Origin of the sequence: Mesorhizobium sp. Cs1321R2N1 (assembly GCF_037179725.1) — a bacterium.
In the GTDB taxonomy this organism is placed as follows: domain Bacteria; phylum Pseudomonadota; class Alphaproteobacteria; order Rhizobiales; family Rhizobiaceae; genus Mesorhizobium; species Mesorhizobium salmacidum.
On the sequence record NZ_JAPYKP010000156.1, the window covers coordinates 1 to 14,715 of the forward strand.

15 protein-coding genes and 1 pseudogene are annotated in these 14,715 nt (G+C 63.4%); all 16 read right to left on the reverse strand.

Translation table 11 applies throughout. The features are described from left to right. The coding region (locus O7A61_RS27230; RefSeq protein WP_337132424.1) for a translation initiation factor IF-2 associated domain-containing protein at positions 1 to 471 on the reverse strand (471 nt) is incomplete at its 3' end. Beyond that, on the reverse strand, positions 468 to 1,118 hold the full coding sequence (locus tag O7A61_RS27235) for an RNA-binding protein (protein WP_013891268.1): 651 nt from the start codon (positions 1,116 to 1,118) through the stop codon (positions 468 to 470). The genes O7A61_RS27230 and O7A61_RS27235, both read right to left, overlap by 4 nt. A 38-nt stretch (positions 1,119 to 1,156) precedes the next feature. Further along, positions 1,157 to 2,752, reverse strand: a complete 1,596-nt coding sequence (nusA, locus tag O7A61_RS27240; protein WP_027142036.1) for a transcription termination factor NusA — start codon at positions 2,750 to 2,752, stop codon at positions 1,157 to 1,159. A 49-nt stretch (positions 2,753 to 2,801) separates the two neighbouring features. Continuing rightward, the gene (gene rimP / locus O7A61_RS27245; RefSeq protein WP_337132425.1) at positions 2,802 to 3,449 is read right to left on the reverse strand and encodes a ribosome maturation factor RimP; all 648 of its coding nucleotides are present in this window, start codon (positions 3,447 to 3,449) and stop codon (positions 2,802 to 2,804) included. Between the two features lie 350 nt (positions 3,450 to 3,799). After that, the gene (gene trmB, locus O7A61_RS27250) at positions 3,800 to 4,501 is read right to left on the reverse strand and encodes a tRNA (guanine(46)-N(7))-methyltransferase TrmB (protein ID WP_337132426.1); all 702 of its coding nucleotides are present in this window, start codon (positions 4,499 to 4,501) and stop codon (positions 3,800 to 3,802) included. A 25-nt stretch (positions 4,502 to 4,526) separates the two neighbouring features. Next, positions 4,527 to 5,792 carry a methionine adenosyltransferase gene (gene metK / locus O7A61_RS27255; RefSeq protein WP_140507658.1) on the reverse strand — a complete coding sequence of 422 codons (1,266 nt, stop codon included), beginning with the start codon at positions 5,790 to 5,792 and terminating at the stop codon, positions 4,527 to 4,529. A 168-nt stretch (positions 5,793 to 5,960) separates the two neighbouring features. After that, positions 5,961 to 6,380, reverse strand: a complete 420-nt coding sequence (locus tag O7A61_RS27260; RefSeq protein WP_337132434.1) for a helix-turn-helix domain-containing protein — start codon at positions 6,378 to 6,380, stop codon at positions 5,961 to 5,963. A 137-nt stretch (positions 6,381 to 6,517) separates the two neighbouring features. Continuing rightward, a complete protein-coding gene (lnt, locus tag O7A61_RS27265; protein WP_337132427.1) occupies positions 6,518 to 8,110 on the reverse strand; it encodes an apolipoprotein N-acyltransferase in 1,593 nt (530 codons plus the stop codon). Between the two features lie 89 nt (positions 8,111 to 8,199). After that, the gene (locus O7A61_RS27270; RefSeq protein ID WP_337132428.1) at positions 8,200 to 8,670 is read right to left on the reverse strand and encodes a VOC family protein; all 471 of its coding nucleotides are present in this window, start codon (positions 8,668 to 8,670) and stop codon (positions 8,200 to 8,202) included. A 13-nt stretch (positions 8,671 to 8,683) separates the two neighbouring features. After that, positions 8,684 to 9,778, reverse strand: coding sequence for a hemolysin family protein (locus O7A61_RS27275; protein ID WP_337132429.1), 1,095 nt, complete (start codon positions 9,776 to 9,778; stop codon positions 8,684 to 8,686). Between the two features lie 27 nt (positions 9,779 to 9,805). After that, complete coding sequence (gene ybeY, locus O7A61_RS27280) at positions 9,806 to 10,312, reverse strand: rRNA maturation RNase YbeY (protein ID WP_337132430.1); 507 nt, start codon at positions 10,310 to 10,312, stop codon at positions 9,806 to 9,808. Between the two features lie 17 nt (positions 10,313 to 10,329). Next, positions 10,330 to 11,322 carry a PhoH family protein gene (locus O7A61_RS27285; protein WP_337132431.1) on the reverse strand — a complete coding sequence of 331 codons (993 nt, stop codon included), beginning with the start codon at positions 11,320 to 11,322 and terminating at the stop codon, positions 10,330 to 10,332. Between the two features lie 83 nt (positions 11,323 to 11,405). Further along, positions 11,406 to 12,815: a tRNA (N6-isopentenyl adenosine(37)-C2)-methylthiotransferase MiaB gene (gene miaB, locus O7A61_RS27290; RefSeq protein WP_337132432.1), complete on the reverse strand. Its 1,410-nt coding sequence runs from the start codon at positions 12,813 to 12,815 to the stop codon at positions 11,406 to 11,408. 74 nt (positions 12,816 to 12,889) lie between these two features. Further along, entirely contained in the window at positions 12,890 to 13,690 is an 801-nt protein-coding gene (locus tag O7A61_RS27295) for a lysophospholipid acyltransferase family protein (protein WP_337132433.1), read from the reverse strand. Between the two features lie 26 nt (positions 13,691 to 13,716). Further along, positions 13,717 to 14,211 (reverse strand): ribosomal protein S18-alanine N-acetyltransferase, encoded by a 495-nt coding sequence (rimI, locus tag O7A61_RS27300; RefSeq protein WP_027142048.1) that lies wholly within the window; start codon positions 14,209 to 14,211, stop codon positions 13,717 to 13,719. Positions 14,212 to 14,293: 82 nt separating this feature from the next. Continuing rightward, positions 14,294 to 14,715 (reverse strand): annotated as a pseudogene (locus tag O7A61_RS27305) (tRNA (adenosine(37)-N6)-threonylcarbamoyltransferase complex dimerization subunit type 1 TsaB); the annotation flags it as partial.

The window sequence follows — 14,715 nt, forward strand, 5'->3', positions numbered from 1 at the left end:
TGCGGAGTCCTCGCGTTCGCGCTTGCGGCGCTCTTCGTCCTCGGCGCGGCGCTTGGCCGCGTCGGCTGCGCGCTGACGGTCTTCGCCCTCGCGGACCTTCGAGCCCTCGAGCGCCTTGCGGCGGGCTTCCATTTCGCTGCGCGACAGTTCGTTCAGCACCATGCCGCTGCGCTCGACCGGAGGCGGCGGCGGGGGCGGTGCCTTGGGCGCTTCCTGCACGACAGGTGCCGCCACGACTGCCGGCTTCGGCGTGAAGACGGGCGCAGGCGCAGGCGGAGCCGCAGCCGGCTCCGGCTTGTCGCCGGGCAGCGAGAACTTGCGCTTCTTGGTCTCGACCACGACCGACTTGGTACGGCCGTGCGAGAAGTTCTGGCGCACAGTGCCCTGTTCCATGCCGGGGCGCTTCAGCGTCAAGGTCTTCTTCGGTGTAACACTCAACGTCTTGTCGTCGCCCGATTTCGTATCGCTCATTCCATATCCTCTGCGGCATCATCTTCGTCAGCAACGGCCGCAAGCATTGCAAGATCGTCCGGGGTTCCGCCCCGATATCGGTCGAGCGCAACCATGCGCTTCTGGACCGCCTTACCCGCGTCTCCCGCGAGGACGGCAGCATGTATCACATTTGTACCCCCCAATGCCAAGCTCAACTCGGCCTCGGAGAAAAGTTTGTAGGCAAGGATGGAAGGGCCGCCGATATGGACGGTCGCCCGCCGCGCCTGGCTGATCTTGCGCACGCCATCGTCGGACGCTTCGGTGGCGTGGAGCACGAAAAGCGCCAGCCCGCCGCGCACCGCGCTCTCGACTTTGGTAGCACCGAGCGAAATCGCGCCTGCCTTGCGGGCAAGGCCCAGCATGCCCAGCGCGGATCTGGAGAGCAACCCGTCGACCATACCACCGAGATCGGGGGGCACGACCACCTGTGCCTTAAAGGCGCGGGCAAATAGGTTCTTGGCCGCCGCCTTCTCGATATGTAGGCGGTCGGCACTCACCCAGCAACCACGGCCGGGTAGATTTCTCTTGAGATCGGGAACGACGGCCGAATCCGGACCGACGACGAACCGGATCAGTTCATCCGGTTCGGCCTGTTTTCGGGTGACGATGCAGGTGCGATCGTTCATCTCGTCCAAGGGCGGGTTGTGTGCGATGCGGTTTCACCTCACGCACCGACGGCTTCGTCAGCCGTTTCTTCTTCGGCCGCAAGCTCGTCTTCGGTGATCCAGCCGGCCTTGAGGCGAGCGGCCAGAACCATCTGCTCGGCATCGGCGCGCGAAACGCCGTGATTGGCCAGCACGCCGGGATAGACCTTGGTCTCGCCGTCCTTGCGTTCCTTCCAGCCGGTGAGGTCGTCGGCGGCATAGCCGGCGAAATCCTCGATCGTCTTCACGCCGTCCTCGCCAAGCGTCACCATCATGGCGGTGGTGACGCCGGGGATTTCGCGCAGATCATCCGAAACGCCCAGCGCCTTGCGCTTCTCGTCGTGCTCGGCCTCGATCTTCTCCAGATACTCGCGGGCGCGGGTCTGGATTTCAGAGGCGGTATCCTCATCGAAACCGTCGATCGAGGCGATCTCGCCGGCATCGACATAGGCGACTTCCTCGACGCTGGTGAAGCCTTCGGAAGCCAGCACCTGGCCGACCATCTCGTCGACATCGAGCGCTTCCATGAACAGCGCCGAGCGCTCGACGAATTCCTTCTGACGGCGCTCGGATTCCTCGGCCTCGGTCAGGATGTCGATGTCCCAGCCGGTGAGCTGCGAGGCAAGGCGCACGTTCTGGCCGCGGCGGCCGATGGCCAGCGACAGCTGATCGTCGGGAACCACCACTTCGATGCGCTCCGCATCCTCGTCGAGCACGACCTTGGCCACTTCCGCCGGCTGCAATGCATTGACGATGAAGGAGGCGGCCGAAGGCGACCACGGAATGATGTCGATCTTCTCGCCCTGCAATTCGCCGACGACGGCTTGGACGCGGCTGCCGCGCATACCGACGCAGGCGCCGACCGGGTCGATCGAGCTATCACGCGAGATGACGGCGATCTTGGCGCGCGAGCCCGGGTCGCGGGCGACCGACTTGATCTCGATGATGCCGTCATAGATCTCCGGCACTTCCATGGTGAAGAGCTTGGCCATGAACTGCGGATGGGTGCGCGACAGGAATATCTGCGGGCCGCGCTGCTCGCGGCGCACGTCGTAGACATAGGCACGGACGCGGTCGCCGTATTTGTAGTTTTCGCGTGGGATCAGCTCGTCGCGGCGGATGATCGCCTCGCCGCGGCCGAGGTCGACGATGACGTTGCCGTACTCGACGCGCTTGACGGTGCCGTTGACGATCTCACCGATACGGTCCTTGTACTCATCATACTGGCGATCGCGCTCGGCCTCGCGCACCTTCTGCACGATGACCTGCTTGGCCGACTGGGCGGCGATACGGCCGAAATCCATCGGCGGCAGCTGTTCGGCGATGAAATCGCCGAGCTGGGCATCGGGATTACGCTCACGGGCCGAGGAAATGGCGATCTGGGTGGCGTAGTCGTCCACTTTCTCGACCACTTCCATCAGCCGCTGCAGCTTCATCTCGCCGGTGTTCGGGTTGATGTCGGCGCGGATGTTGGTCTCCTGGCCATAACGCGAGCGTGCCGCCTTCTGGATCGCATCGGCCATGGCGGCGATGACGATCGACTTGTCGATCGACTTTTCACGCGCGACCGCATCGGCAATCTGCAGCAGTTCAAGTCTGTTGGCGCTTACAACCATGTTCTTTCTCCCGAGCCTGTTCGCCGGACCTTTGCGCCCGGCAGCTCAATCAAATTTCCTGTTCGTGTTCTTCCGTGGCGTCCGGTTCCGCACCCTCGGACACATCGTCGTCCGGTTCACCGCGGCGTCTCTTGGCTTCCTTGCGCGCCCTGTTGTCCTTCGACAACGCTTCGCGAATGAGGTCGTCGGTCAGGATCAGCCGGACATCGGCAATGGTGTCATAGGGCACGCGCACCGACGGCTCCTCACCATAGGCCGCCTTGTCGCGCTCGATCAGCACGTCGTTCTCACCGGCCTCGGCGATCTTGCCCTTGAAACGCTTGCGGTCAGCGACGACGACCGATGTCTCCATCTTCACCAGATGACCGGTCCAGGTCACGAAATCCGATTTGCGCACCAAGGGCCGGTCGATGCCGGGCGACGAAACTTCGAGATGATATGCCTTTTCGATCGGATCATCGACGTCGAGTGCCGGCGACACCGCGCGGCTGACCTCTTCGCAATCCTCGACGGTCATGGTGCCGTTCTCACGCTCGGCCATGATCTGCAGCGTCAGCCCGTTCTGGCCGGACAGATGCACGCGCACGAGGCGAAAACCGATGCCGCGCAGCACCGGCTGGACGATCAGCGCAATGCGCGCATCGATGCCGCTTTCGCGGATGATGCGGTCGTCGCCTTCGCTTGCCGTTGCAGTCATCAATTGCCTGTCGTTTGTTTCGACCTATCGGCAGGTAATAAAAAAGAGCGGGACCGGGTGGACCCACTCTTCGTCATCCCGACCAAGAATTTGAGGTCGATATAAACGATCCGGGCTGGTGTTTCAAGCCCGCAGTGCCGGCCTGTCGTAAGGACATGAATTGTCCGGATCAGGTAGCACATGAATTGTCCGGTTTTCATCGTCAGCCAATGGAGCTGGGGATGGCACGGACAGCATGGCTACAGGGCCGGAGAATGCAGGAGTTCGGGATGTATTGAGCCGCTGGGATCGCGATTTGTCGATGATCCCGGCTCCCGGCAGTTGCCGCGGCCGTTGCCGGTCGGGCGGGCTTACGTCCTGATGAAGGTAAGATAGGCCGGCCGGCGATCCTCGCGAATGGCCTTGGCCTCGTAGCGCGTGCCGGGCCAGCCCTCATAGGAGCGATGCCAGTCCGCCGCCTCATCCGCCTGCCATGCGAAGGCGCCATGCGCCCGGCAATGCAGCAAGGTCCAGTTCACATAAGTGTCGATATCCGACGCAAAGCGGAATTTCGAGCACGGCTTCAGGACGCGCGCGAAACGGTCGAGATTGACCGGGCTGACGAAACGCCGCTTCCAGTGCTTCTTCTTCGGCCAGGGATCGGGATAGAGAAGGTCGATGCCGTCGAGCGAGGCCGGCGGCAGCCAGTCAAGCAACTGGGTGGCGTCGTCGTCGTAGACCCTGAGATTGGCCAGCGGCGCTGCCCGCACCGCCATCATCATCTTGGCCATGCCGTTGACGAAGGGTTCTACGCCGATGAAGCCGATCGTCGGCGCCTCGGTCGCGCGGTGCAGAAGATGTTCACCGCCACCAAAGCCGATCTCGAGCCGAACCTCCGAAACCTCGGCTTTGAACAAGGTTCGCAATTCCGACGGCGCTTCAGCCGTCAGATCGAGCCGGTAGGCGCCGAGGCCGCTTTCCAGGGCCGCCGCCTGCTGCGGGCGAACGGGCTTGCCGCGCCGACGGCCGAAGAAGGCTTCGGTCGTACGGCTTGGCCTGTCTTGCTGGCTCATCAGGTCGCGTGGTCTGTCGTGGCGATCAGGCCGCGACAGCATCCTTGAGCGCCTTGGCGAGATCGGTCTTTTCCCAGGAGAAAGAACCGTCACGGCCGGCTTTGCGGCCAAAATGGCCGTAAGACGACGTCTTGGCGTAGATCGGCTTGTTGAGATCGAGATGACGGCGAATGCCTGACGGCGACAGGTCCATCACGGTGCGCAGCGCGTCCTCGAGCTTTGCCTCATCGACCTTGCCGGTGCCGTGCAGGTCGACATAGACCGACAGCGGCTGGGCGACGCCGATGGCATAGGAAAGCTGGATGGTGCAGCGGTCGGCGAGCTTCGCCGCCACGACGTTCTTGGCCAGGTAGCGCGCCGCATAGGCGGCCGACCGGTCGACCTTGGTCGTGTCCTTGCCGGAGAAGGCGCCGCCGCCATGGGGAGCCGCGCCGCCATAGGTGTCGACGATGATCTTGCGGCCGGTCAGGCCGGCATCGCCGTCCGGACCGCCAATGACGAACTTGCCGGTCGGGTTGATGTACCACATGCAGTCGTCAGCGATCTTGAGGTCGCCCAATGCCTCGCGGATATAGGGTTCCACGACCTTGCGGACCTTCTTGGAATCCCAGCTCGAATCGAGATGCTGCGTCGACAGCACGATCTGCGTCGCCTCCGCGGCCTTGCCGTCGACATAGCGGACTGTGACCTGGCTCTTGGCGTCCGGCCCGAGCTTGCCAGCCTCGCCGTTGTTTTCGTGACGGGCGGCGGCCAGAAGCTCAAGGATCTTGTGGCTGTAGTAGATCGGCGCCGGCATCAGGTCCGGCGTCTCGCGGCAGGCATAGCCGAACATGATGCCCTGGTCGCCGGCACCTTCCTCGCCCTGACGGTCGGCGGCGTTGTCCACGCCCTGGCCGATATCAGGCGACTGGCCATGCAGCAGGACCTCGATCTTGGCCGTCTTCCAGTGGAAGCCGGCCTGCTCGTAGCCGATCTCGCGGATCGCCTTGCGGGCGACGGATTTGAACTTCGCCGGATTGACGACCGGATGGCCCGCGGCGTCCTTGAGGACGTTGCCGGCTTTGTCCTTCTTCAAGAGTGTCTCGGGAACGCGCACCTCGCCGGCGATGACGACACGGTTGGTGGTCGCGAGCGTCTCGCAGGCGACACGGACTTTCCACGGGTCCATGCCGGTCTTCTTGGCTTCACGATAGACCAGATCGACAATTTCGTCGGAGATCCTATCACAGACTTTGTCGGGATGGCCCTCGGCAACGGATTCCGAGGTAAAGAAGTAGTTCTGCCGCGTCACGGGTGTCCCCTCTTGAAAAACGATCGGCAGGCTGCCGATTTTGGCGCGCCACGTGTTAGCGGGGCGGAGCGCTGCTCGTCAAGCGTTGCCGCGGGTCTGGCCTGAATGTCGGAAGCGATATCTTGTGCCACCGGCGGTGCACGCCGCCGGTGCGAAGCGCATCGCCGATCAGTCGAGATCGCCCTCGGCGAGCGATTTCACCAGATCTATGATCCTGCGGCGCACCTTGACGTCGGCGATCTTGATAAAGGCCCGGTTGAGCTGAAGCCCTTCGGGACTGCCGCAGAATTCGACCGCGAAAGCCATCGATCTGTCCTCGGCAAAGCCGCGGTTGGCCGTCAACTCCTGGCCCGGCGCATCCTCGAAAAAGAAGGCGACGGGCACGCCGAGTATCGAAGCTATCGCCTGCAGACGGCTGGCACCGACGCGATTGGTGCCCTTTTCATATTTCTGGATTTGCTGAAACGTGATGCCGAGATTCTCGCCCAGCTTTTCCTGGCTCATTCCGAGCATATTGCGGCGAAGCCGAACCCGACTTCCAACGTGAATATCGATGGGATTGGGTTTCTTCTTGTTTTCTTCTGTCATTTTTTCCTCGCCGAATTTTTTCGGCTTTGTGTTTTTTCCTGCCCAAACAAAGCCGGAGGCGACTGCCCCAACAGAACGATCCACCGGCTTCGAGAAATTTTCAGGCCGTACAGTATGAGTTTCTAATGTGCCAACTGTCAATTCACCCGTAGCTTTTGCCTTACGTTCAACAGCAGCCCTACCAGCGCAAACAGCAACATGATCAGCATTCCGTTAATGCGCCGCTGGTTGGGCGAAATCACCGTCTGTTCGGAAACAGGCACCTTCACATCGATGACCCCGCGCGCGTCGATCGCCAGCGCATCGACGACGCGGCCATGCGTGTCGACAACGGCCGAGATGCCGTTGTTGGCAGCACGCAACAAGGGCAATCCGTTCTCCACCGCGCGAATCTGGGCCTGCCTGAAATGCTGATACGGTCCCGGCGTGTCGCCGAACCACGCATCATTGGTAACGTTCACAATAAGCTGCGCTGACGTTGCGTCAACTGCCACCAGATCGGGAAAGATCACCTCATAACAGATAAATGGCAGGGCACGAATGCCGCCCGGCAGCGCGATGGGATGGCGCTCGTTGCCGGCCGTGAACGTCAGCGGCCCGGCGACGAGCTGTTCGATGCCGAAACGGCCGAGCAGGCCGGCAAAAGGCAGGTACTCGCCGAACGGCACCAGATGGACCTTGTCCACGGCATCGGCGATTTCGCCCTTGTCGTTGATCGCCACAACGGAGTTGTAGTAGCGGCTCTCGGCGCTGGCGGCCGAGCCGCCCTCTTCACGCACGACGCCGGCGATCAGCATCTGGCCGTCGCCCAGCATGTCGCCCAGCGCCGTCAAGGCATCGGGGCGCTCGGTGAAAAGGAACGGCACCGAGGTTTCCGGCCAGAGAATCAGCTGCGGTTTTTCGTGACCTGGGTCCGGAGCCTTGGCGGACAGGCCCAGCAAGGTGGCGAAGATGCGGTCGCGCACCGAGGCGTCCCACTTTTCCGACAGGTCGACGGCCGGCTGGACGATGCGGACATCGAGACTGCGCGTCGCCGGCTTTTCGGGGGCCGTGAGCCTGACATAGCCAAAGCCGACATGGAGCGCGGCGAGTATGACAAACAGCGTGGCGCCCAGCCGAAGATGCCGGCGCGTCGCCAGCAGCGCCGGCAGTGCGAAAAGGAAGACCGCGAGCGCGTTCATGCCGATCATGCCGGTCACCGAGACGCTCTGCATCAAAATAGGTACAGGCATCGCCGCGTAGCCGACGGCATTCCAGGGAAAACCGGTGAACAGGAAGCCGCGCAGCCACTCCGCCAGCGCAAAACCGAAGGCAAGGGCGGCGATACGGCCGATATCGCTGCTCCACAGGAGCCGGGCGACCATTGTTGCGAAGCCATAGAAAAATGCGAGCGCGAAAGGAATGCCGACCACAGCGAAGGGAAGCGCCCAGGCAAAGTCGTCGGCCTCGACCAGCAGCGCCGAGCCGATCCACCAGAGGCCGGCGAGGAAATAGCCGAAGCCGAACCACCAGCCGACGGCGAAGGCCGGCCGCAGCCGCCGCAACAGGCTGCCGGAGGCTTCGCCGGTCGCGCCGTCGAGCAGCCAGACCAGCACCGGAAACGAAATGAAACAGGCGGCGAAGAAATCGTAAGGCGCCTGGCCCAGCACCGCCAGCGCCCCGGCGAAAAAGGCCACCAGCGCACGGCGCCAGCCCCAGAGCAGAATTATCCGACCGGCAAGGCGCACCATGAATACTTCCGAGTCGCGAGAATCAGGACGCAAGATTTATCAGGCCGCGGCCTGCAATCCAAACGCCGGCGCCACCACCCGGCTGCGCTCTACCGGTGCCAGCCTTCGATGCGCAAGCCACCCAACCGCTCGGCCTCTTCACGGGAAACAGAACGGATTGGTTGCGTGAACGTCCAGATATGGCCTTCAGGATCGCGCGCCCGATACTGGCGTTCGCCGTAGAACTGGTCCGCCGGCTCCTGGATTATGGCAGCACCGGCCGCGCGGGCCTGCTCGCAATGTGCATCCAGCCCGTCTCTCAGCCTGATATAGACCGACTGCGTGTTCTTGCCGCCGACCGATGCGGGGCTCGCGACGTGATCGGCCCATTCGGAATCGACGATGATGTAGCCATCCCCGAACCGCATCTCGGCATGGACCAGTTTTCCATCGGCATCGCTGACCACCATGCTGCGCTCGAAGCCGAAGGCCGCTTCGAGCCAATCCAGCGCCGCACACGGGTCGCGGTAGAATACGCCAGAACCGAGGACCGGATGCTTGAACGGATCCTCGACCGTCATGGCGCGGAGCTTTTCAGGCCTGTTCGGTGCGCGCCGTGGCGCGCCGGCGGCGCTCGCCCTTCTGGCTCTGCACGATGCGGACACGCTTGACGCGGCGCGGATCGGCGTCAAGCACATGGAACTCGAAGCCGGGAATGGCCTGCACCACCTCGCCGCGCGCCGGCACGCGGCCGAGCGTGTTGAAGATCATGCCGCCAATGGTGTCAACATATTCGCCATGTTCACCCGCGGCGAAATCCTCGCCGATCATCTTGGCGACCTCGTCGATCTCGGCCTTGCCGTCGACGATGAACACGCCGTCACCGGTCTGGGTGATCATCGGCTCGTCGTCGTCGTGCTCGTCCTCGATGTCGCCGACCACCATCTCGACGATGTCCTCGAGCGAGACGAGGCCGTCCGTGCCGCCATATTCATCGATGACCAGGGCCATTTGCGTGCGCGTCGTCTGCATGCGGCCCATCAGGTCGGAAGCAAGCATCGACGGCGGCACGAACAGGACCTGACGGATCAGGTCGAGCTCCCCGATGGTGCGCGCGAGGTCGACCTGGGCAAGATCGAGAACCGTGGCGACGGGCGTTTTGCGGGTCGTGCGGCCCTTCCTGACGCGCGCAATCTTGGTGATATGGGCCAGCACGTCGCGGATATGGACCATGCCGCGCGGGTCGTCGAGCGTCTCGGAATAGACCGGCATGCGGGAATGGCCGGATTGTTCGAACATGCCAAGCAAGTCACCAAGCGTCGTGGCGATCTCGACCGCCTCGATATCGGCGCGCGGCACCATGACGTCCTCGACGCGCACTTCGCGCAGGCGCAGGATGTTGTTGAGCATGGCACGTTCGCCAGGCGAGAAGGATTCGACATCGCTTGTCGTTTCGGCGAGCGCGCCGGCGATCTCCTCGCGCAAGCTGGTGCCGTTGCGTTGCCGGAACAGGCCCAGCACGCGGTTGAACAGGGAGGGACCGGCAGGCGACGGGCCGATGGCGGCGCTGCCGGTGTTGGCAACACCAGCGGTAACGGTACTGGGACTTGATCCCTCTTCCGACGTATCGGAAGCCTTGATCGCACTGCCGGCATCGGGGCGGGCGGCAGTCTCTGGTTTGTCGTTCATCGTCGTCCGGTCAATTGATCTTTTTAGTTACGCGTAGGGATCGCGAATGGCAAGCTTTGCAAGCGCGGCGCGCTCGATGGCTTCCATCTCCTCGGCCTCGGCGTCGGTCTCGTGATCATGACCCATGAGATGCAGCAGGCCATGGATGACGAGATGGCAGATATGGTTCTCCAGCGGCTTGTCTTCCAGTGCCGCCTCGCGCGCCACGGTTTCGGCGGCAAGCACGATGTCGCCGAGCATCGGCGGCAGCGGACCACCTTTCACATGCGGAAAAGCCGGGAAAGACAAGACGTTGGTGGGCTTGTCCTTGCCGCGCCAGTCCGCATTCAAGGTACGGACATGGGCATCGTCGGAAAAAACAATGCTGAGTTCGGAACGACCCGTCACACCGGTCTCGGCGAAAGCTGCCTCAACCGCGCGATCGACCAGCCGCGTCAGGCTTGCTTCATCGGGCCAGTTGCCCGCTTCAACCGATATATCGATCTCGAGGGGAACCGGAAAGCTCCCGCCGCCGGATGTGCTGTCCTCAGGCATGAGGCCGCATCCTCACATCAATTCTCGGCGCCAAGGCCACGAGCCAGCTTGGTGTCCCGGTCATAGGCCCTGACGATTTCGGCCACCAGCGGATGGCGAACGACGTCGACGTCGTTGAAGCGCACGGTTACCGCGCCTGCCACACCGTCGAGCACACGCAGGGCTTCGACCAGGCCTGATTTGGTGCTCGCGGGAAGATCGATCTGGGTGGGATCGCCGGTGACGATCATGCGCGAGTTCTCGCCGAGACGGGTGAGAAACATCTTCATCTGCATCGGCGTGGTGTTCTGCGCCTCGTCGAGAATGACGGCGGCGTGCGCCAGCGTACGGCCGCGCATGAAGGCAAGCGGCGCGATTTCGATCACTTCGGCGGCAATCGCACGCTCGACCTTGTCGGCCGGCATCATGTCGTAGAGCGCGTCATAGAGCGGGCGCAGATACGGATCGACCTTCTCCTTCATGTCACCCGGCAGGAAGCCCAGCCGTTCGCCGGCCTCGACGGCCGGTCGCGACAAAATGATGCGTTCAACCATGCCGCGCTCGAGCAGCATCGCCGCATGCGCCACCGCCAGATAGGTCTTGCCGGTGCCGGCCGGACCGATGCCGAACACCAGTTCGGACCGCTCCAGCGCCCGCATATAGGCGTCCTGGTTCAGCGAGCGGGCATAGATGGTCTTCTTGCGGGTAGCGATCTGGGCGGCGGAGACCTTGCCCTTGCGCTCCAATGTCGGCAGCGTGAGCTGATCATCGGCGGCGACAGCCATGCGCACGGCGCCGTCGACATCGGACTGGCCGATATCGACGCCCTTCTGCAGGATGCCGTAGAGATTGTCCAAGGCGCGGCGCGCCTGTTCGGCGGCAGAAGCGGACCCCTTGATGGTCAACTGGTTGCCGCGCGAGCGGATGTCGACGCCGAGCTTCTGCTCCAACCGGGCGAGGTTCTCGTCGAACTGGCCGTAAAGGGCGCTGGCAAGCTTGTTGTTGTCGAAAGTCAGAACGATGTGCGCCATGTCAGAAGCCCCGGATGCCGGTACCGGGGGCAGATTCTTCAGCTCCGCTGCGCTCAACCGTCTCTCCTCATCTGCCGAGACCCTCAGGCCAATTCGGCGAACAGGCTGTTGTAGCCCGTCTTCGTGATTCGCACCTTGATAATGTCACCGATTTCGCCGGCCATTTCATCAACAATAACCGGCTGCAGCCAAGGCGAGCGGCCAACCTTCTGGCCGGCCTGGCGGCCGGGCTTGTCGATCAATGTATCTATGGTGCTGCCGACCAAACTCAAGCCGAAATCCTGCTGTTGTTTCAACAGCAGTGCCTGCAGGCGCTGCAGGCGCTCATCCTTGACCGCTTCCGGGACGTGGTCGGGCATGTCGGCGCCCGGCGTGCCGGGACGCGGCGAATATTTGAACGAGAAGGCCGAGGCGTAGTTCACCTGACGCACCAGTTCCATGGTCGCCTTGAAATCGGTTTCCGTCTCGCCGGGGAAACCGACGATGAAGTCGCCGGACAACGCGATATCGGGGCGCGCGGCGCGGATGCGGTCGAGCAGCGCCAGATAGTCGTTCGCCGTATGCCTGCGGTTCATCGCCTTCAGAATGCGATCCGAGCCGGATTGCACCGGCAGATGCAGATAGGGCATCAGCGACGGCAGGTCCCGGTGCGCCGCGATCAGTTCGTCGTCCATGTCGCGCGGATGGCTGGTGGTATAGCGCAGCCGCGCCAGGCCGGGGATTTCAGACAACCTGAACAGCAGGCGGCCGAGACCCCATTCCTGACCGTTCTCGCCCTCGCCATGCCAGGCGTTGACGTTCTGGCCGAGCAGCGTCACCTCGCGCACCCCGGCCTCGGCCAGGCGCTCGGCCTCCGCGACGATCTGCGCCACCGGCCGCGACACTTCCGAACCTCTCGTATAAGGCACGACGCAGAAGGTGCAGAACTTGTCGCAGCCCTCCTGGACGGTGAGGAAGGCGGTGACGCCGCGCTTGATCACCTCGGCACGCTTGGGCTGCGGCAGATGCTCGAATTTGTCCTCGATGGCGTATTCGGTCTCGACGATCTTCTCGCCGCCGCGAACCCGGGCCAGCACGTCGGGCAGACGGTGATAGGTCTGCGGCCCGATGACCAGGTCGACGGCCGGCGACCGGCGGATGATCTCGGCGCCCTCGGCCTGCGCCACGCAGCCAGCGACGCCGATCAGCATCTCGCGGCCGGCGCTGGCGCGCTCGGCCTTCATGTCACGGATGCGGCCAAGTTCCGAATAGACCTTTTCGGCGGCTTTTTCCCTGATATGGCAGGTGTTGAGCAGCACCAGATCGGCCTCGCCGATGGCATCGGTCGCGGTATAGCCGTCGGCGACCAGCGCATCGGTCATGCGCTGTGAATCATAGACGTTCATCTGGCAGCCATAGGTCTTGATGAAGACCTTCTTCGCTGCCGTGGTGCGCACCGCCGGCTGTCCGGCCACGGTGCCGATGTCGTCGCTTTCAATCGTGTTCAAGTCCATCCGGCGGCTTCTAACGCCTTTCCGTGACAAAAAACAGACGATTCTGGCATGCGTCAGCTGGCGCATGCCGGCGGCTAACGGCTCGGGAGCGGATCGGCGAGGGCCGCCTGCATCATCTCGCGCACCCGGCCTTCCATCAGCTTGGCCGTTTCCTTGCGGTTGGAACCCTTGGCAAAGGCGATCGGTTCGCCAAAATGCACCTCCACGTCGAGGGCGCCCTCGGCCATCAGCACCTTGAGATGCGGCATCAGGTCTTCGTCGCCGATCCAGGCGGCGATCGGGCGGTGGCGGCGGCCGAGCGGCACGCCGTGCAGCCGCGTGTAGGCGATCGCCACGGGCTGGATGAACACTTCCTGCGCGGCACCTTCCGAGACCGCCATCGAGGCGGCGCCGAACAGCGTGCTCTTGAAGGGCAGGACGACATTGCCGTCACCGGTCGACCCCTCCGCGAACAGCACCATGGCATCGCCCTTGGCCATGCGATTGGCGATCTCGCTGGCCTGGTCGCCCGAGGAGCGCTTGCGCTCGCGCTCGATGAAGACGGTGCGCTGCAGCTTCGACAGCATGCCGATCAGCGGCCAGCCTTCCATGTCGGCCCTGGCGATGAACTTCACATCGGCAAAAGAGCCCAGTACCATGATGTCGGTCCAGGAAATGTGATTGGAGGCCACCAGCAAGGGCCGCTTGGCCGACAGCGTTCCCCTGACATGAATGCGCATGCCGAGCGCCCGGATGATCAGCCGGTGCCAGATCTTGAGGACGAAGGCTTCCGGCCACCAGCCCGTCTTCATCGACAGGATCTGCAGCGGCACGAGAACCAGCGACCCGACGACGACAAGGCCCAGCGCCAGGAAAATCCTGATTTTTCCGATCATATGTCCTGGCCCTACCCGATCCCTCGCTAGCGAAGATCGCGGCGCATGACAAGCGCGCCGGTCGGCCCGCGATCAGGCGACTTGTAGTAATCCGGGCGCTTGCCGACTTCCCGAAAACCCAGCCGACGATAGAGGGCGATCGCGGCGGCATTGGTCTCATCGACCTCGAGGAACAGGGCTTCGGCACGTTGCGAATGCAGTTCGCGCAGCACCGCGTCCATCAACTGCCAGCCCAGGCCCTGGCGGCGATGCGATCGCGCCACCGCGACGGTCAGGATTTCACCCTCGCCCGCGGCCAGCCGGGCGAGGACGAAGCCAACAGGCGGCTTGTCGCCCTGCCCGGTTTCGCGCGCGGCATAGCCAAAGACGGTGTCCTGTTCGAGCAAGGCGGCGAACTCACCGTCGGTCCATGGGCGGACAAAGTCCTCGCGGTGCAGCACCGAGACAGCGGGGCTGTCGGTGACCCTGAGCGGCTCGAGCGCGTAGTCCCGGCGACGCGATTGGAGAAAGGGTATACGCATCAATTCTCGTTTTCTCGCCTGACCATGATCTGTGGACAAACGGGACCGTTTGTCCGCGAAAACCGGCTTCCACTTTTCGGGATCATGGTCTTTGCCTCGAAAGTATAAATCCGGCCTGTGGCTTGGCATCGGCACCGCGCAGATAAAGCGGCTTCGGCCTTTCGCCCTGTCCCTTTGCGGCAGCCAGCCGGGCGTAGGTGAGGATGTCGGCGGTTGCTGTCCGAGGCCCGATGTCGAAGGTGCGGCCGGCCGCTTCAGCGATCAGCGTCGCTGCCGTAGCGGCGAGCACCGCGGAATGCTCCGACGCCATGGCTACCGCGTTCGCAAGCGTGGTCACCGCCGGACCGTAAGTCAACACTGACATTTTATCATAGAGCGCGGCATGGATTTCCTCCCGTCCGGCATCGAGCGCCGCCAGCACGGCACGGCCTGGAATTGCGGTGGCCGCCTCGGCGGCCAGCGCCTCGAGGGTTGTCACCCCGATTGCCGGCACCTTGAGCGCCA